Consider the following 18,105-nt stretch of genomic DNA (forward strand, 5'->3'; position numbering starts at 1 on the left):
ATAAATGAACAATAAGGGCTTGCCGCTGTTGGGCTGCCGTACGGGGTATTTATCTTAGGCTTGTGCGCGAGTTCACAATCGGCGTATTTGCACGTGCCGATTGTGAAGTGTCAGTAGCGGAGGGAATTATAGACTTGCTGCGAGTTCTGCGCCTTCGCGTATTGCACGTTTGGCATCCAGCTCAGATGCGATATTCGCGCCGCCGATTAGGTGATAGTGCTGAGTTGCGTTTGTGTTCTGCTCAGACTCCGGATTGTAGAGTTCGCGCAGCGGTTCTTGGCCAGCACAAATAACCACGTGATCTACTTCCAGTAGGCGTTTTTCACCGTCTTGGCTGATATGCAGGCCTTGGTCATCAATCTGGTCGTAGCTGCAACCGGCAAGCATCTCCACGCCTTTGTTTTTTAGGGTGGCGCGATGCACCCAACCTGAGGTTTTTCCGAGGTCTTTACCAAGCGCGGTGGTTTTGCGCTGCAGTAAGAATATTTCCCGCTGTGATGGCTCTGGTTTGCCAGCCACGAGTCCGCCGCGCTCAGCGGTGTGCTGGTCAATGCCCCACTCGGCAGACCAGCTGGCGAGGCTCTGCGGCAATTCAACCGCGTGATCGTGGGCTAAGTACTCGGCAACATCAAAACCGATACCGCCAGCGCCGATAAGTGCGACCCGTTGGCCGATAGTGACATTGCCTTTCAGTACGTCGATATACGAAACCACTTTGGCGTGATCGATTCCTGGTATGTTCAGGGTGCGGGGGCTGACGCCGGTGGCGACGATCACGTCGTCATAGCCACCATTTGCGAGCTCCGCTTTTTCAACGCGGTGGTTGAGTTTTAGCTTCACGCCGGAGGTTTCTATTTTTTTGGCAAAATAGCGCAGGGTTTCGTCGAACTCTTCTTTGCCAGGGATGGTTTTGGCTAAATTAAACTGCCCACCAATTTTGTCCGCTTGGTCAAATAGGTGAACTTCGTGGCCGCAATCCGCCGCCGCGGTGGCGCAAGACAGACCTGCGGGACCAGCGCCGACAATGGCAATTTTTTTGGCTTTTGGTGCTGCCTTAAAGACCAGTTCGGTCTCGTGGCAAGCGCGGGGATTGACCAAACAGCTGGCGCGTTTCAGTTGAAAGGTGTGGTCTAGGCAAGCTTGGTTGCAGGCGATACAGGTATTGATTTCCTCGCTGCGGTTGTCAGCTGCTTTATTTACCCATTCGGAATCCGCCAGCATGGGTCTGGCCATGGAGACCATGTCGGCTTGGCCGTTGGCCAGAATGTGCTCGGCAATATCGGGCATATTAATGCGGTTAGAGGCAATAACCGGAATGTTGACGACGGCTTTTACTGCAGCGGTAGCTTCACTAAACGCAGCGCGGGGAACGGAGGTAACGATGGTTGGAACACGTGCTTCGTGCCAGCCTATGCCGGTGTTGATCAAGGTTGCGCCGGCGGCTTCGATCGCGCGCGCGAGGTCTAAGATTTCTTCGCGGGTACAGCCATCGGGTACTAGGTCGAGCATGGACTGGCGGAAAATAATAATGAAATTGGGGCCGACCTTCTTGCGTGCGGCGGCCACAATTTCCACGGCAAAGCGCCGGCGATTTTCTGGCGTGCCGCCATAGCGATCTTTACGTTTATTGGTGGCCGGTGCCAAAAACTGATTAATTAAATAACCTTCGCTGCCCATAATCTCAACACCGTCGTAACCGGCTTTCTGGGCCAGCCAGGCGGTGTGCGCAAAGTCTTTAACGGTGCTAGCCACGCCCCGAGTACTCAGTGCGCGGGCCTTAAAAGGATTGATGGGCGCTTTGCTTGTGGACGCGGTTTTTGACAGCGGGTGATAAGAATAACGACCAGCATGAAGAATCTGCAGGCAAATTTTGCCGCCTTCCGCGTGAACCGCCTTGGTGACTTTGCGGTGATTGTGCACGTCTAGGCGCGAGTTAAACGTACTTGCGCCGGGGTAGAGCCAACCGCTACGGTTGGGGCTGTAGCCACCCGTGATCATAAGGCCGACACCGCCTTTTGCGCGCTCGGCAAAATAGGCTGCCAACTTAGGGAATTGCCAGAAACGGTCTTCTAGACCGGTGTGCATCGAGCCCATTACCACGCGGTTCTTGAGGCTGGTGAAACCTAAGTTTAGGGGGGTAAACAGGTGTGGGTAATGCTGGTTTTCTTTGCTCATGGCTCGGCTCTCACTATCTAGACGCTGTCAAGTTAGCGATTTAAGTTGACGGTGTCAATATTGGATCAAGTTGCGGCTATTTAAAAGGCTGTGAAGGTGAAGTACTGAGGTGTTATTTAAGGGGCGGGGAGAATGCGGCTAAGAGGCACTTAAGCGCCTCTTAGCCGAGGCAATTTAGCTCGCCTTGCTGAGTTCGTGAGACAGGAACTCGTCGTAGGTGCCCTGGAAGTCATTAAACTTCTGGTCGGTGATTTCAAGCACGCGGGTTGCGAGCGAAGAAACAAACTCACGGTCGTGGCTAGCAAAGATCAATGTGCCGTCATAATGCTCCAGCGCCAAGTTGAGGGCTTCAATGGCTTCCATGTCTAAGTGGTTGGTGGGCTCGTCCATGATTAAGACGTTGGTGTCCATCATCATCAACTTGCCGAACAACAGGCGGTTTTTCTCACCTCCGGAACACACTTTGGCCTTTTTGTTGAAGTCGTCTGACGAGAACAGCAGTCGACCGAGGGTGGCGCGTACAATCTGGTCGTCGTGGTGGGGTTTGCGCCACCGGCTCATCCAGTCGAACAGGTTGAGGTCATTGTCGAAGTCGTCAGTGCTGTCCTGCGGGCAATAGCCTAGGCTGGCGTTTTCGGCCCATTTGACCACACCTTCTTGGGCTTCCAGTTCTTTCATCAGGCAGCGCAGAAAAGTGGTTTTACCTGCGCCGTTTTCACCGATAACCGCGAGGCGGGTGCCAGCGTCTAAGATCATGCTGCCTTTGGCGAACAAGGGCTCGTCAAAACCGTGACCGATGTTCTCAAGGGTCAGTGCTGCGCGGTGCAATTTCTTGTCTTGTTTAAAACGAATATACGGGGAGGTGCGGCTAGAGGCTTTGATTTCGTCGAGCTGGATCTTGTCGATCTGCTTGGCCCGCGAGGTCGCCTGCTTAGCTTTAGATGCGTTGGCTGAGAAGCGGCTAACAAACTGCTGAAGGTCGGCGATTTGCGCGGATTTCTTGGCATTTTGTGACTGTAGGCGTTCGCGCGCGGCTGTGGCAGCGGTCATAAAGTCGTCGTAGTTACCGGGGTAAACGCGGAGTTCGCCATAGTCGATGTCGGCCATGTGAGTGCACACCGCGTTCAAAAAGTGGCGATCGTGAGAAATAATCACCATGGTGCTTTTACGTTGGTTGAGCACGTCTTCCAGCCAGCGAATGGTGTTGATGTCGAGGTTGTTGGTCGGCTCGTCCAGCAGCAGAATATCTGGATCAGAGAACAGTGCCTGGGCGAGCAGCACCCGTAATTTCCAGCCTGGGGCCACTTCGCTCATGGGGCCAAAGTGCAGGCCAAGCTCAATACCCGCACCCAACAAAAATTCGCCAGCGCGGCTCTCGGCGCTGTAACCGTCCATTTCCATGAATTGGGTTTCTAAGTCGGCGACTTTCATGCCGTCTTCTTCCGACATTTCGGGTAATGAGTAAATGCGGTCGCGCTCTTGCTTGATCTCCCACAGCTCAGTGTGGCCCATGATCACGGTGTCGATAACCGAATACTGCTCGAAGGCGAACTGATCCTGGTGCAATTTACCGACGCGCTCATTGGGGTCGATGGACACATTGCCAGAGCTGGGTTTCAGGCTGCCGTCCAGAATCTTCATGAACGTGGACTTGCCGCAGCCATTCGCGCCGATGAGGCCGTAGCGATTGCCGCCGCCAAATTTAACCGAGATGTTTTCGAATAATGGCTTGGCACCAAATTGCATGGTGATATTTGCTGTAGAGATCAAGAGGCTATTCCCGGACGCGTTAAACGTAATATGTGGTTGAGCATGAAAAGAAGGGGGCCGTATTATAAGGGTTTCGGGCCAAAAGGTCGAGCACGCCAATGGCGATCAGTCTCGAGCTGGGGCATTAATCCGAGCCTTTGTGGAAAATTTACAGAATATTTCAGAATGTCATGGAATTCAGGTATGTTGTGTGAAAAACGCTAAACAGCCAATTCAGAGAAGAGAGTGCATGTCAGACGATATCGAGATCAAAATGTCCCCGCTGTGCCGCAGCATCGAAAAAGACGGAAAAACAGTACGTGTTGAAATTTTTGAGGACGACAAGGGCGGCTGGCTTTTAGAGGTCTACGACGAGTTTAATAACTCAACCGCCTGGGAAGACCCCTTCGAAACCGATGCCGATGCGCTATTCGAAATCGAGGCCACTATTCGCGAAGAAGGTATCGATTGCTTGATCGGTCCCGTTGATGGCGGCGCATTTTGATTTTAGTTGACCGCGATTATCATCTGCCCGAGAAACTGAGTAAATGGCTGTGAGTGAGCCCGCTGTTGCGTTGGTGACAGGTGGCGCTCAGCGCATTGGCGCTGAAATCTGTCGCCGTCTTCATGCGCGGGGTTACCGAATAATTATTCATTATCGGCATTCTAGCGCGGCGGCTTGCCAGCTGCGTGACGAGCTAAATGGGCAGCGCCCAGATTCAGCGGTAGCACTCGCCGCAGATTTGCTCGCGCTTGCCGATGTGCAGGCGCTAGCTGAGCAGGCGATAGGCATTTGGCAGCGAGTGGATGTGCTCATTAATAATGCCTCTGGCTTTTATCCCACGCCTATTGGCGAGGCCACTGAAGTAGAGTGGGATGGCCTGATGGGCAGTAATCTTAAAGGGCCGTTTTTCCTGTCTCAGGCCTTGGCGCCAGCATTAGGGAAGAACAGTGGCTGCATTATTAATCTGGTCGATATCTACTCAAAAAATCCATTGCCCGGCCACAGTATTTACTGCATGGCAAAGGCGGGGGTGGCGATGATGACCCAGTCTCTAGCCTTGGATTTGGCACCGGCTGTGCGCGTGAATGGCATCTCGCCCGGCAATATATTGTGGCCCGATCACGCCTCAGCCTATTGGGAGCAAGAAAAACAAGCAGTAGCAGAGCGAGTGCCGCTTAAGCGCGAAGGCGAGGCTGGTGATATTGCCAAGACGGTGGTGTTTTTAGTGGCCGATGCACAGTATATCACCGGTCAGATTCTCGCGGTGGATGGCGGGCGTAGCCTAGCTATTTAGGCGTATTGCGCGTAAAAGAGCTTGTTAAATAAAAATATACGCAGGTCGAGTTTGAATCCTGAAATGGAATCTTAAAACCATGCCTCTTTACCTAGGAGGCTAGTCATTAAATACTACCGAGGTGTGTCCATGCTTTACGATCTTACTGTCGTTCAGTTTAGTACGATGTTGACTAACTTAAGCGCTATTTTGGATAAAGGCGCCGAATTTGCCGAGAGTAAAAAAATTGATGTCGACGCCTTGCTTACCTCGCGGTTGGCGCTGGACCAATTTAATTTAATTCGCCAAGTGCAAATAAGCTGTGACTCCGCCAAATTGGGTGTGGCGCGTTTAACGGGCAAAGCCGATAGCGCACCAAAGCACGAAGATACTGAAACCACCATGGCCGAACTGAAGGCCCGAATTAAATCAGTACAGGATTATTTGGCTGGTTTTAGCGAGGAAGATTTTGCTGGGGCGGAAGAGCGCAAAGTGGTGTTGCCATGGTTTGAGGGGAAATATTTGCTAGGTAAAGATTTTGCGCAGCGCTTCGCGCTTCCTAATTTCTATTTTCATGTCAGCACAGCCTACGCCATCCTCCGTCATCACGGCGTGGAAGTGGGTAAAATGGATTACCTTGGCGCGATTCCGTTTCAAGATTTGTAAGCAGTTAAAATACATGTGGGGATTTGTAAAGAATCCCCTATAAATATTCAGAAATATCAGTCAATCATTATTCTAAAATCCATATAGGTATCGCTAGAAATTTGACGAGGTGCGTCCATGTTCTCATGCAGCACCCGAACGATAAGAATGTAGTGTTTTTCTAGTCGATAAAATACCAAGTGGTGCTCTTGGTGAAGCTGGCGATAACCGGGGAGTACGTGACTATAATCGAGTCCCAGTTCAGGATGCTCGATCAGTTGATCGATGCCACGCTCCAGTTGATTCAAGTACTTATCCGCCTGATCAACACCCCACTCGTTGCAAGTGTAGACCCAAATATCGACGAGATCGGATTCCGCCTCGGGCGTTATTTCAAGGCCAAGCACTACTCGGCAGCCTTGGTAAGTTTGCGCCCAGCCCTTTTAACAGCAGACATATCTAGCGGACGCGATTTGCCACTGGCCTCACCTTTCTTGAGCGCCTGCCTAAGCTCTAAAAGGCGCTCTTGGGAATGCTGATCCTGTCTGATAAGGTGGCGGATGTATTCACTGTCGTTGCCGAAATGCCCACCATCAATCTGACACTTCACCCAGTTTTCTTGTTGTTCGGTTAGCGTGATAGTTTTCCTGTGCATGCTCATGGCGGATCCTAAGTTAGTCCGAGGAGTATGATAATATCATACTAATACCTAGCCACAAATCAAACTGATTTTGATTTTATGTCCGCTAATGTGGCTAAACCGTCAATCTTAAGATAATTTTCCCGCTTTGTTTTAAGCATTTGAATAGGTGAGTCGGTATTTGAGCGCCTACTCAATTTATAGTAATAAACTATCAAATATATAATAACGATTGATTGGTGCTAATAAAACGTTTTCCCTAGTATGGTCACTGAGCTTAAGGCACGTAGCCTTTTTCATTATGACTACACAAGGAATCACAGCATGTTCCCAACGATTATTAATACTAAGGTCCAGCCCTTTATAGCCACCGCATACCACAATGGCGATTTTGTCGATGTCAGTGATGCCGACCTGTTGGGCAAATGGTCTGTTGTCGTATTTTACCCCGCCGACTTTACCTTTGTTTGCCCCACAGAGCTGGGCGATATGGCGGATCACTACGCACAGCTGCAGGAGATGGGCGTAGAGGTGTATTCAGTATCTACCGACACTCACTTTACGCACAAAGCATGGCATGACAGCTCCGATACCATTGGCAAAATTCAGTATCCAATGATTGGTGATCCAACCGGTAAAATCTCGCGCAATTTTGGTGTGATGATTGAAGAAGATGGTTTGGCGTTACGCGGCACGTTTGTGATTAACCCCGAGGGTGAAATCAAAGTCGCTGAGCTGCACGATCTAGGCATTGGCCGCTCCGCGAAAGAGTTAGTGCGTAAGGTGCAAGCCGCTCAATACGTTGCCGAGCACGATGGTGAAGTTTGCCCTGCTGCATGGCAGCCAGGTGAGGCGACGCTGTCTCCATCACTGGATCTCGTCGGTAAGATTTAATACTCCATATTGGCCCCGTAAGCGGGGCCTTTTCTAAAGATTAAAAAACGAATTCTGATGTTCACGGGAGTCACCATGTTAGACGCGAAAATGAAAACCCAGTTGGGGGCCCATCTCCAAAATCTTAAAACACCGGTAGAGCTGGTCGCGTATCTTGATGACCAAGATAAATCCCGGGAGCTTGAAAGCCTGATGGACGAGATATCTGAGCTTTCTGCTTTGGTTTCGGTTGTTCAGGGTGATGATCAAGAGGCGCGGCGACCGGCAATGGGCGTGCGTTCAGTGGCTAGTGGCACTGAGATGCGCTTTGCTGGGGTGCCGCTTGGTCACGAATTTACCTCTTTGGTGTTGGCGGTACTGCACAGCGGCGGCCACCCTATTAAGGTGGATAAAGAGTTAATTGAGCAAGTGCGCAATCTCGAAGGTGAATACCGTTTTGAGACCTATATATCGTTGAGCTGCCAGACGTGCCCTGAGGTGGTTCAGGCGTTAAATGTAATGGCGGCGATCAATCCGCAAATTTCTAACGAAATGATTGATGGTTCACTGTTTCAGCAGGAAGTGGATGAGCGCAAGGTGATGGCGGTGCCCACTGTTTTTATGAACGGCCAGCAATTTTCTCAAGGGCGTATCGGCTTGGCTGATATTTTGAAGAAAATAGACAAAAACGCCGGTGCGAAAAGTCTTAGAAAGCTGGCAGAAAAAGACATATTCGATATGTTAGTGGTTGGCGGTGGTCCGGCCGGTGCGTCGGCAGCAATTTACGCTGCGCGTAAAGGTATTCGCACGGGAGTGTTGGCCGATAAGTTTGGCGGTCAGCTATTGGATACTGTCAGCATCGAGAATTTTATTTCGGTGAGTGAAACGGAAGGCCCTAAACTTGTGGCCAACTTAGAGGCTCACGTTGGTGCTTACGACGTCGACATTATGGCCGGACACCAAGCGAGCGGATTAGCGGTCGCGGAAGACGGCAGTATTGAGGTTAGTGTCGCCGGTGGTGCTGTGCTGCGTAGCCGGTCTGTGCTGTTGGCCACTGGCGCCCGCTGGCGCGAAATGAATGTGCCCGGCGAGCAGGAATACCGCGGCAAAGGCGTTGCATACTGTCCGCACTGTGATGGTCCGCTGTTTAAGGACAAGTCAGTAGCCGTTATTGGCGGCGGTAACTCGGGTATAGAAGCGGCAATTGATCTTGCCGGGATTACAGCGCATGTCATGGTATTGGAATTTGATAGTAGCTTGCGGGCTGACGAGGTCTTGCAGCGTAAGGCTCGCTCGATGAAAAATGTCGACATAATCACCAGCGCACAAACCACCGAGGTGCGCGGCGATGGCGATAGGGTGATTGGTCTAAGCTATATCGATCGTCAAAGTGGTGAAGAGAAGGTCATTAACCTTGCTGGAATCTTTGTGCAAATTGGCTTGGTGCCCAATACCGAATTCCTGAAAGGTACTGTTGCACTTAGCCCGCGTGGTGAAATTGAAATTACTAGTCGGGGAGAAACCTCGATGCCAGGGGTGTTTGCCGCCGGCGATGTTACCACTACACCGTTCAAGCAGATTGTCATTGCGGTGGGTAGTGGTGCGACCGCTGCCTTGGGCGCCTTCGATTACTTAATTCGCAGACCATTGGCCACGGCTGACGCGGCTCAAGAAGTCCAAGCAGCTTAGATGACAGAAACGGAATACACCCATTGCCCCTCATTGAGGGGCTTTTTTACAAATTCGCCATAGGTTTTATGCCTGAAATACTTCAGGCATAAAAAAACGAGCGCCTAAGGCGCTCGCTGAGCAAGGGTAGTGCCGCTTAGCTCAGCTTTTCAATGCTCAGTACTTCTTGGGTTTTGGCATTGATGAAGCATTCTGCGCGGTAGTTCTCGCCCTCTTGGGGCATTACCAATAGCTTTACCTTCCGCGACGTGGACGGGCCGCTGATACCTTTGAATCTGGCGCGCGCAGAGTCGTCACTGCCGGTCAGTTTTTCGAGGGTGCTGGTCTTGCAAGTGTTGACGAGCTCTTTGGTAGACTCCCCAGCTTGTGCGCTATTCAGTGCGCCAATTACTAGGCCAAAAGTTAAAAAGATGTGTTGGATAGTCTTCATGGCGATATTCCTTGTTTCTAGTGAGTGACCGTCATATTGGTCGTTTGGTAACAAATGTCGTTGTATCGGTAACGATGCCAGTGTAGTTTGTGCGTATGTGGTCGTAAGTAACAATATACACACATAGGTGGTGCAAATATGCAGGACATAGACTGGGGTGATGTTAGTCACTGTCTAGCGGTGATTCAGGAGGGCTCGGTAACTGCTGCGGCCAAGAAGCTGGGTGTGAACCATACAACGGTGTCGCGCAGAATCAGTGCTTTAGAGAAAACCTTGCAGGCGTCGTTATTTGATCGGTCTACCTCTGGTTGGTCGGTGACGCCGGTTGGAGAATCGATATTGCCCAGCTTAGAGCAGATGCAAGAGGCTGCTGGTGCCATTGAGCGCAGTGTCCGCGCCGATCGTCAGGATCTCAGTGGCACCTTGCGAGTGACAGCCCTTGATGTGTGTATACAGCGCATTCTTTTGCCGGGGCTTAAGGCCTTTGGCGAAAAATACCCGAGTATTAACGTGGAGTTACTGGCTTCTGAGGAGTCGCTGGATTTAGCTGTGCACGCGGCAGATATCGCCTTTAGAACCACTAATGATCCACCGCCGAATGTCGTTGGTAAGAAAATCGCCAATTTTAATTACGGGGTGTTTGGCCGTAAATCAGTCTGGGAAGATTATCTGTCAGGTCAAGGCGGTGTAGGCGCGATCACTTGGATGCTGGATGGCAAGGCGGTGCCTGAGTGGTTGCGTCAGAGTTACCCTGATATGCCCATTCGCTACCGCTCTAATTCACTCAATGTCATCTATGATTTGATTCGGCAGGGTCATGGCTTTGGTGAGCTACCGTGTTCTCTGGGTAATAGTGACCCTGATTTAATTCGAATTCCGGCGCAGGGGGTAATGGAGCCAATGGGCTTTTGGTTGCTTACCAACCTCGATTTGCGCACCACTGCGCGGATTAGAATATTTCGCGATTTTATGTTGAATTACCTTCAGCCCATTGTAGAGCGATTTGAATCTCAATCGGCTTTGTGAAGCCCGCGTCGGCGCTGTGTGTATGCCGCGCTGGTTTGAATCACAGCAGATCTATTTTTGTTCTGGCGAGTGATGACATCACTTTGCTGAGCAGCTCTGGCTGCGAGCGCACATCGATTTTAGAATAAATCGCCTTAAGGTGTGAGCGAATAGTGCTCTCTTTCACGCTCATGATTTTAGATATTTCTTTTACGACTAAACCTTTACACATCAAGCGGGTGACGTTCGCTTCAGTGCCGGTCAATCCATATAAGATTTCGAGTCCCGCCAAGTCAATATTCAAATCGCTGTCAATACGTTTGATTTGCAAAAGTACGCCTAGCTCTTGTGTGCCAGGAACGAGGCAGGGCAGCAGGTGTGGCTCAACGCTGATTTGATACTGTTCCGCGCAAGCATAGTTACGGCACCTAGTCGCACGATTATCAGTGAATTTCTGCAAACTGGCCATGAGCTCTTCAACGGAATGGCGCAATTTATGTGGTCTAAACGACAGTTTGCCCGCAGAAATACACGCAATGTCTTGGCTGAGTAATTCTTCGGCAAGGGTATTTTGCGACACAATGGACGCATCTGAGTGAAGCAAGTACGCAGCGCTGTCCAGAATGTTACTAATTGAGTCGAAGCCGCTTTGCAGGGACTCTAGAGCGATATTGCGTTTGTAAATAGTGAGGGCATTTTGTAAGTGAGGAACGAAGAGGTTGAGTGTTTCGAGCTCTTCGCGGCTAAAGGGCTTGTGTTGATGGCCGCGTTGAATGGTTACGCGGAAGGCTTGGCCAATTGCGGGGTCTTCAATATAGGTACCGCACGCGTAGCGTATATCTAGGGGTTTGGTGTAGTCGGCATAAAACTCTGATGACAGGAAATGCCGGTCCGCGACCACTTCATTGCTATAGAATTGACAGAGCGGCGCGTTAGCTAAGGCCTCGGCCCAAACATCGGTATGAATATAGTGCTCGCCGTAGACCTGTAACTCGTCATCAGTTAAGTGCCGCGATAACACAATATCTGTTGAGTGGGTTTCGATCTCCTCAAACATCAGCGTTGTTGAGCGCGACGGAATTTCAGCTTCGAGCAGGGTAAAAAAAGCCATCCATCCGTCGGCTAGATGTGCATGTCGATAAAGCTCGCCGATCAGCTGGGATAATTTACTGCTCTGCATTCCTAAGGTATTAGCCAGGCCAGCGCGTTCTGATGCACGTCTTGTGAGTCGTTATCGCGGTAATGAGTCTCTTCTCCCCAATCTAGGGGAGGCGCTGAATAAACTATAGCGTTAGATTACGTGCTGAGCAAATCTAGTTGGTGTTAGCTAATCTGGGCAGTGCGCAAGGATGCGACCGCTTGGCGTATTGGTGACGCCTTATTGGGTTTGTGAATGGAAAAGCATCTTGATTCGTCAGTGCTTCTAGCAAGGACGCTACCCACCGTTTTAACAATAGTAAACGTCGCGTTATTAGTTACGCAGTGCAATATCTAGGTATTTAATGAGGGTATATCGTGAAAAGAAGGGATTTCATATTTGCTTTTTCAGCGCTGCCTGCTGTATTTCTGGCTGATTCCGCTGTCGCCGGTTGTTTGCAATATCAGACGTCTACTGTTACCTGCGGCACCTGTGGAGGGGATGGTTTAGAAGATTCAGGCAGCAGAATTGGATTGCCTAGCAGCCAATGGAAAAACAAACATACCTGCAGAGCGTGTGGCGGCAGAGGGTCTATCGAAAAGAGGCGATGCGTGAGCTATGACAAGCCGAAGCCTTCTAGTGGTTATCAAAAATAGAGCGTACTAGTTCGCTCTTGAATGGCGTGGCTGTGAAGCGCACTGGTGATGTCAGCTTGGAATAGTCTGTGGAGTTTATGCCGATCGTCAGCGTTAAGCTTTAGAGACCGTTATGCGTCTTAGTGACATAGAGGTATTACAAAATGAAAATATTAGTTGTTTTTTTTGCGGTCACGATATTGTCAGGCTGTATCGGTAATACCGTGCCGACCCAGAATTCCACGTTGGTGCAGGCAGGCCTGTGGAAGACCGAGAATTATCGTACGCCTGGTGATAATACAGGTGTGCTTATTATTAATAGGGATGCCGGCTATAGGGGCTCATCTTGCATTCCTTTGATTTCGCTCAATCGTGAACAAATTGCTCCGCTCAATATCGGTGAAAAGCTTGTACTGCACGTTACTGGCGGTCGACACTTGCTGCGCGCCCATCCGAATAGAAACTGCGCGGCAAGTCCGGTAGAGACTTTTGTTGAAATTAAGGCGGGTCAAGCGACGAATTATCGCTTTGGATTCCAAGATCGTACGATGGTTTTCACACCTGTTGCGTATTAGTCGATATTTAGGTCTGGTAGCAATTTTACATGGTGGATGTTGATTTTTATTTGTCAGGCCATCTGCTAGGTCGCCAGACCCATCGTGCTCGAATGACAGCAGGCCACGCTTAGATTTAAAATTCTGTGTTAAATCTTGGTTCGAGCATGTCATCTTCTGAAATCGCTTTATCATAAGTAGTCGCGAGATCATGTTTCTCTCAGAAATTTATTTCGAACACTACACTTTTATTATCTTGTAGGTGATATGTGAATAAATTAATTTTATTCTTTATCCTTATGTTTGCATCGCGATATGTGTATTCATCCGAGCTTACGGTTTTTGAAAATAACTTGGATATGATTCGAAATAGCGCCACTTTTCCAGAGGATAAAAAACATTTAGCTATTTACCAGCATACTCTTAATTTAGGCGCACATGGCATTGCTAACCTGTCGTCAAGAGCAAGTGTTAATGGCTTGTTTTTGACGCTGGTGAGAGATAGTTGGGAGGCCTATATTGCTCTTCAAACAATCTGTTGGCGTCGTCAAAGAAGGGTGGTGAAGAGCGCGAAGCGTTGGCTGAATTGTATTTAATTGAACAAATGTCCGGCGCAATCTCGTTATTTCAATGTCGAGTCAAGCCGGACGGTCTTGACCTTCGATGTAGGACTTTATGGTTTCTATTGTCACGCCACCGCAAGAAACAACGCATACTGAGGGCGACCAAAGATTCCCTCCCCATAACAACCTTCGCAGTTCCACTTGAGCTTATTGATTTTATTACGGCTGATGATGAAGGTGTGCCGAAATCCCAGAACAAGGACGTTCTGGCCGAGCTGATGGGATTCAATTTGCAGGAAGATGGAACGTTTAAGAGGCGGTATACAGAGTGTTACTCGGACGACAGAATACACGGTAGGAAAAATATGAGAACTAAAAGGAGCTGTGTGGAGAAAGACAAATATCTAAATTTGCAATAGTCGGCAATATTGCGTTGCTGGCCTTAAAGATGTGGTATTCCTTTAATATTCGCCAAAAAATCTTGGCCAAGTGCTAACCGCTCGTTGAGTACTTAGCCTTTCGTTTAATGAACTTTGTATTGAATAGCGGCAAGTGTTGGAAGCTTAAAGACCCACCTGCTGCTGTATTCGTGGTTATCCTGCAATGGGTGGATGGTCGTCATAATCGTCGGAGGTGGAGTACGCTTCTGGCTCAAATTCCTCCCGAAATGCATTTACCTGGTCAAGGGCTTCACCGATATTGGCCTTGTATTTCGCTACGTGGAACAGGGCGTCGCCCTCGTAAACCAGTGGTAAAAATGTGCGGCCAATAACAATACCGTCGTCACTAGCAAGAATTTTTGCGTCTGCGCTGTTGTTGCCCATGGGGTCTGAGATCAGCGCGAGTACGTCGCCCTTGGTGACAAAGGCACCCAGCGGCACGAGTGCGCGCAATACACCGCTGCTATTGGCGCGTATCCAGGTGGACTGTCCGGTGATCATACTTCTGCGCTTGGCCTTTTTGCTCCGTGACGGCGGTAACATGCCGATGTGGCGCATTACGTTAATAATGCCGCTGACCCCGGCGCGAATGGCGACTTCGTCAAAGCGCAGTGCTTCGCCTGCCTCGTAGAGTAATACCTGAATATTCTGATTGCTGGCGATTTCTCGCAGGGAACCATCTCGCGTTGCTGAATGTAAAATAACCGGCGCGGCAAAACTTTCGGCCATAGCACGGGTAGATTCATCCTTTATATCTGCGCGGATCTGCGGCAGGTTGCTGCGGTGACGGGCGCCCGTATGCAGGTCGATTCCGTGGGTGCATTGCAACACGACTTCATTGAGAAAGGTGTGCGCCATGCGGCCCGCCAGCGAACTTTTGGGTGAGCCAGGGAATGAGCGATTTAGGTCGCGGCCATCTGGCAAATAGCGGCTGTTATTGAGAAAGCCGTGCACGTTAACGATGGGTATTGCCAGCAAGGTGCCGCGTATTGAGCGCAGTGCTTTGTGCTGTAATAAGCGCCGGACGATCTCTACGCCATTGATCTCGTCACCGTGAATGGCCGCGCTCACAAACAGGGTAGGCCCTTCTTTGCGACCGCGAATCGCTTTCACGGTCATCGATAGTTCGGTGTTGGTGTACAGTTGTGCTACAGGCAATTCTATTTGGGTACGGCAACCAACGGGAATGTCGGTGCCGGCTATGGTTAGTTTTTTCATGTTGTGGTTTTAGCCCCTGCCCCGGGTCTTGTTTTTATTTGGGCCGGCATTTTCTTCGATGAATTTTACGATTTCGGCGGCGACATTTTTCTTGCTGGCGGTTTCTATGCCTTCCAAGCCCGGGGAGGAATTCACTTCCATGACGAGCGGGCCGCGCGATGAGCGCAAAATATCTACACCCGCCACATTCAGTCCCATGATTTGCGCGGCTTTAACCGCCGTAGCGCGTTCTGATGGGGTGAGGCGCGTTAGTTCGGCAGTACCGCCCCTATGCAAGTTGGAGCGGAATTCACCACTGGCCGCGGTGCGCTGCATGGCGGCGACGACTTTTTTACCAATGACCAAGCAGCGTACATCGGCGCCACCGGCCTCTTTGATAAATTCTTGCACTAAAAAGTCTGCTTTCAATTCGCGAAAGGCGTCGATTACGCTTTCGGCGGCTTTGGCGGTTTCTGCCAACACCACGCCACGACCTTGGGTGCCTTCAAGGAGTTTGACAACAACGGGTGCGCCACCAACGAGTTTAATAAGCTCCTTGGTGTTGTGAACGTCGTGAGCAAAGCTGGAAACGGGCATGCCGACATTTTTGCGAGACAGAAGCTGCAGTGCGCGCAGCTTGTCGCGGGAGCGGCCAAGGGCGACGGACTCGGTCAAGCTATAGGTACCAAGCATTTCAAATTGGCGAATAACGGCGAGACCGTACGGGGTAATCGAGGCGCCGATCCGGGGAATAATTGCGTCAAAGCCCTCGAGCCGTTCGCCTTTGTACCACACCACGGGCTCGCTGGAATTTAATTCCATATAGCATTTTAAGGTGTCTAACACCCGGACTTCGTGGCCGCGCTCGGTACAGGCCTCAACGAGGCGGCGGGTGGAGTAAAGGCGTCTGTTTCGGGACAGTATGGCAATTTTCATGGCTGGTATTCTCGTTGGTATTGGCGTGTAGCGCGGAGTGGTCAGATCCACCGCGCGAATAATTAGTTCCCGTCAGTGGGCTGGCTTAGCTCGGTATTATTTGGCTAGCGGATTTGCCCGGCTTTTGACTCGCGCAGTAGGAGCGACTGGGGTCTACGGTGTAACGGTTTTTCATGGCGGTGCGTCCTAACAACATGCGAAATAGCATTTGGGATCGGTCGGCAAGGGTCATTTCCGCAAGGAATTGCTCGCCGCCAATACAAATGCTGGTCTCTATAACATAGCGCATACTGCGGTGACCGCCAGAATCGGTAACCTGGCGGTAGTCTTTAATGGGCGCTCGGCAGGCGACGAACTCGACGGTTTCGTGCTGCTGGGGGTGAACTTTGAATTCGACCCATGGCTCGCCATTCACTTCAATTGCGCTAATGTCGAAGGCGTGAAGGGAGGAGCTGCGGGCCCCGGTATCAATTTTGGCTTTGATCGCGCTGATCCCTAGTGTGGGCAGGCTAATCCACTCTCGCCATCCTAATATTGTCTGTGGCAAATGCGGCCTCTTTATGTCGTTCGACTCAGTTTTGCAGCATAGCGGTTAAGGTGCTTGGGGAGTAGCTTTTCAGTGGCTTATTTTTAAGGATGAAAAAGGCCATATGCGCAGCAATTGCTGAGGCGCATATGGCGGTGTTAGCTGGGGTTTATTTGCGAATCATGGCATTCAAGGTTTTATCTGCCTTGTCGCCATACGGGGGAATCATGCCGCCCAGCTTTTGGAAGTTAATATTGCTTTGCTTATAAATGGCCTTGGCGTGACTGAAAGTCTTAAAACCGTCGAAGCCGTGGTAGCTGCCCATGCCGCTGGGGCCAATGCCGCCAAAGGGTAGGTCTTCGCAACTTACATGGAAGATAACGTCGTTGATGGTGACGGCACCGGACACAGTATGGTCAAGAATGTGCTGCTGTTCCGCCTTGTCTTTGCCAAAGTAATACAGAGCCAGCGGCCGTGGGCGGGCGTTAACATAGTTGATGCAGTCGTCGACTTGGCGATAAGTTTTAACGCAAATGACCGGGCCAAATAGCTCCTCTTCCATTACCAGCATATCGTCGTTGGGGTTAACGACCAAGGTTAGCGGAATTTTAAAGGTGCCTTGCTGTTGGCTAAAGTCTTCGTTGGCGGGGTTGATCTCGCGAATATCCCCGCCTTTTTCACGGGCGTCAGCGAGGTAGCTCTGGAGGCGCTGGTAGTGGCGTTCGTTTACGACGGAGCTGTAATCTGGATTGTCGAGCAAGGTCGGGAACATGCTGGCGATATACGCAGTGGCCGCCTGGGTAAATGCGTCAAGTTGATCCTCGGGTACAAAAACGTAGTCAGGTGATAAACAGACTTGGCCAACATTGAGAATTTTGCCGCCAAATATACGTTCCACCGCTTCTTGGAGTGGGTAGCTGTTGCTGACGATTACCGGTGATTTACCGCCTAGCTCTAGGGTGACTGGCGTTAAGTTGTCGGCCGCTGCGCGCAAGATGTGGCGGGCGATGCTGGTGGCGCCGGTAAAAATGATATGGTCAAAGGGCAGTGCCGAAAACTGCGCGCCGACATCTGGGCCGCCATTAAAAACGGCTAGTTCATCACTGGAGAAGTACTTGGCTGCCAGCGTTGCGAGTAATTCGCCGGTTTTTGGGGTGACTTCTGAGCATTTAATCATGGCGCGATTACCCGCCGCGAGCACACCGGCGAGCGGCGCAAATACTGTGTTTAAGGGGAAGTTCCATGTACCGATAATGCCCACCACCCCTTTGGGTTGATATTCCACTCGGGCTTTTGCGCCCATTAAGTTCATTGGGAAGGGCGCTTTGCGCTTTTCGGCTTTCATCCATTTTTTTAGGTGTTTTTTGCTGTGCTTAAGGCACTCTATGGTGGCGTAAATGTCTGACATCTGGGATTGGTGGCTGCTGCGGTGACCAAAATCCTGGGCGAGGGTTTCGACAATAATGTCGCGATTGTCAAATATCAGATCGATCGCCCGGTTTAGGCGGTCAATTCGTTGTTCGGCACTCACTGCGCCTTCTTCGTCGCAAAGTTGGCGCTGGCGGTCGAGGGTCGCGCGCATATCATTGGCTGCAGTGTTAATAGCAGGATTGTTAAGGTCGGTCATTGCATT

19 protein-coding genes are annotated in these 18,105 nt (G+C 50.5%); 8 read left to right on the top strand and 11 right to left on the bottom strand.

What is annotated here, in order from left to right; genetic code table 11:
- Positions 1–126: 126 nt before the first annotated feature.
- Entirely contained in the window at positions 127–2,175 is a 2,049-nt protein-coding gene (locus ABD836_RS15645; RefSeq protein ID WP_344937764.1) for an oxidoreductase, read from the bottom strand.
- 174 nt (positions 2,176–2,349) lie between these two features.
- Entirely contained in the window at positions 2,350–3,945 is a 1,596-nt protein-coding gene (locus ABD836_RS15650) for an ABC-F family ATPase (RefSeq protein WP_344937766.1), read from the bottom strand.
- A 229-nt stretch (positions 3,946–4,174) separates the two neighbouring features.
- Between ABD836_RS15650 and ABD836_RS15655 the strand changes: the two genes are divergently transcribed.
- The 3 genes from ABD836_RS15655 to ABD836_RS15665 all read left to right on the top strand — a co-directional run bounded on the left by ABD836_RS15655 (position 4,175) and on the right by ABD836_RS15665 (position 5,867).
- Positions 4,175–4,429: a hypothetical protein gene (locus ABD836_RS15655; RefSeq protein WP_344937768.1), complete on the top strand. Its 255-nt coding sequence runs from the start codon at positions 4,175–4,177 to the stop codon at positions 4,427–4,429.
- A 43-nt stretch (positions 4,430–4,472) separates the two neighbouring features.
- Positions 4,473–5,222, top strand: coding sequence for a pteridine reductase (locus ABD836_RS15660; RefSeq protein WP_344937770.1), 750 nt, complete (start codon positions 4,473–4,475; stop codon positions 5,220–5,222).
- A 129-nt stretch (positions 5,223–5,351) separates the two neighbouring features.
- Positions 5,352–5,867, top strand: a complete 516-nt coding sequence (locus tag ABD836_RS15665; protein WP_344937772.1) for a DUF1993 domain-containing protein — start codon at positions 5,352–5,354, stop codon at positions 5,865–5,867.
- Positions 5,868–5,923: 56 nt separating this feature from the next.
- Here ABD836_RS15665 and ABD836_RS15670 read toward each other — a convergent pair whose 3' ends face one another.
- On the bottom strand, positions 5,924–6,253 hold the full coding sequence (locus ABD836_RS15670) for a type II toxin-antitoxin system RelE/ParE family toxin (protein ID WP_344937774.1): 330 nt from the start codon (positions 6,251–6,253) through the stop codon (positions 5,924–5,926).
- Positions 6,253–6,507, bottom strand: a complete 255-nt coding sequence (locus ABD836_RS15675; RefSeq protein ID WP_344937776.1) for a type II toxin-antitoxin system ParD family antitoxin — start codon at positions 6,505–6,507, stop codon at positions 6,253–6,255. Before ABD836_RS15675 ends, ABD836_RS15670 begins: the two co-directional genes overlap by 1 nt.
- A 303-nt stretch (positions 6,508–6,810) precedes the next feature.
- On the opposite strand from ABD836_RS15675, the gene ahpC reads away from it, so the two are divergent.
- Together ahpC and ahpF are read left to right on the top strand one after the other, a co-directional pair.
- Positions 6,811–7,380: an alkyl hydroperoxide reductase subunit C gene (gene ahpC / locus ABD836_RS15680; protein WP_344937778.1), complete on the top strand. Its 570-nt coding sequence runs from the start codon at positions 6,811–6,813 to the stop codon at positions 7,378–7,380.
- A 75-nt stretch (positions 7,381–7,455) separates the two neighbouring features.
- Entirely contained in the window at positions 7,456–9,048 is a 1,593-nt protein-coding gene (gene ahpF, locus ABD836_RS15685; RefSeq protein WP_344937780.1) for an alkyl hydroperoxide reductase subunit F, read from the top strand.
- A 136-nt stretch (positions 9,049–9,184) separates the two neighbouring features.
- Here the strand turns inward: ahpF and ABD836_RS15690 are convergent, their stop codons facing one another.
- On the bottom strand, positions 9,185–9,478 hold the full coding sequence (locus tag ABD836_RS15690) for a hypothetical protein (protein WP_344937782.1): 294 nt from the start codon (positions 9,476–9,478) through the stop codon (positions 9,185–9,187).
- 138 nt (positions 9,479–9,616) lie between these two features.
- On the opposite strand from ABD836_RS15690, the gene ABD836_RS15695 reads away from it, so the two are divergent.
- Positions 9,617–10,504, top strand: coding sequence for a LysR family transcriptional regulator (locus ABD836_RS15695; protein ID WP_344937783.1), 888 nt, complete (start codon positions 9,617–9,619; stop codon positions 10,502–10,504).
- Between the two features lie 40 nt (positions 10,505–10,544).
- Here ABD836_RS15695 and ABD836_RS15700 read toward each other — a convergent pair whose 3' ends face one another.
- Positions 10,545–11,663, bottom strand: a complete 1,119-nt coding sequence (locus ABD836_RS15700; protein ID WP_344937784.1) for a helix-turn-helix transcriptional regulator — start codon at positions 11,661–11,663, stop codon at positions 10,545–10,547.
- Positions 11,664–12,420: 757 nt separating this feature from the next.
- On the opposite strand from ABD836_RS15700, the gene ABD836_RS15705 reads away from it, so the two are divergent.
- Positions 12,421–12,831, top strand: a complete 411-nt coding sequence (locus tag ABD836_RS15705) for a hypothetical protein (protein ID WP_344937786.1) — start codon at positions 12,421–12,423, stop codon at positions 12,829–12,831.
- A gap of 248 nt (positions 12,832–13,079) precedes the next feature.
- Positions 13,080–13,406: a hypothetical protein gene (locus ABD836_RS15710; protein WP_344937788.1), complete on the top strand. Its 327-nt coding sequence runs from the start codon at positions 13,080–13,082 to the stop codon at positions 13,404–13,406.
- 42 nt (positions 13,407–13,448) lie between these two features.
- On the opposite strand, the gene ABD836_RS19525 is transcribed toward ABD836_RS15710, so the two are convergent.
- The 5 genes from ABD836_RS19525 to ABD836_RS15730 all read right to left on the bottom strand — a co-directional run bounded on the left by ABD836_RS19525 (position 13,449) and on the right by ABD836_RS15730 (position 18,099).
- Complete coding sequence (locus ABD836_RS19525) at positions 13,449–13,574, bottom strand: transposase (protein WP_425583044.1); 126 nt, start codon at positions 13,572–13,574, stop codon at positions 13,449–13,451.
- 392 nt (positions 13,575–13,966) lie between these two features.
- Positions 13,967–15,031, bottom strand: coding sequence for a succinylglutamate desuccinylase/aspartoacylase family protein (locus ABD836_RS15715; RefSeq protein ID WP_344937790.1), 1,065 nt, complete (start codon positions 15,029–15,031; stop codon positions 13,967–13,969).
- Positions 15,032–15,040: 9 nt separating this feature from the next.
- On the bottom strand, positions 15,041–15,946 hold the full coding sequence (gene rimK, locus ABD836_RS15720; protein WP_344937792.1) for a 30S ribosomal protein S6--L-glutamate ligase: 906 nt from the start codon (positions 15,944–15,946) through the stop codon (positions 15,041–15,043).
- An 85-nt stretch (positions 15,947–16,031) separates the two neighbouring features.
- Entirely contained in the window at positions 16,032–16,493 is a 462-nt protein-coding gene (locus ABD836_RS15725; protein WP_344937794.1) for an ATP-dependent zinc protease family protein, read from the bottom strand.
- Between the two features lie 148 nt (positions 16,494–16,641).
- Positions 16,642–18,099 carry a coniferyl aldehyde dehydrogenase gene (locus tag ABD836_RS15730; RefSeq protein WP_344937796.1) on the bottom strand — a complete coding sequence of 486 codons (1,458 nt, stop codon included), beginning with the start codon at positions 18,097–18,099 and terminating at the stop codon, positions 16,642–16,644.
- Positions 18,100–18,105 lie beyond the last annotated feature (6 nt).

This window comes from Zhongshania borealis (assembly GCF_039539625.1).
Taxonomy (GTDB): Bacteria; Pseudomonadota; Gammaproteobacteria; order Pseudomonadales; family Spongiibacteraceae; genus Spongiibacter; species Spongiibacter borealis.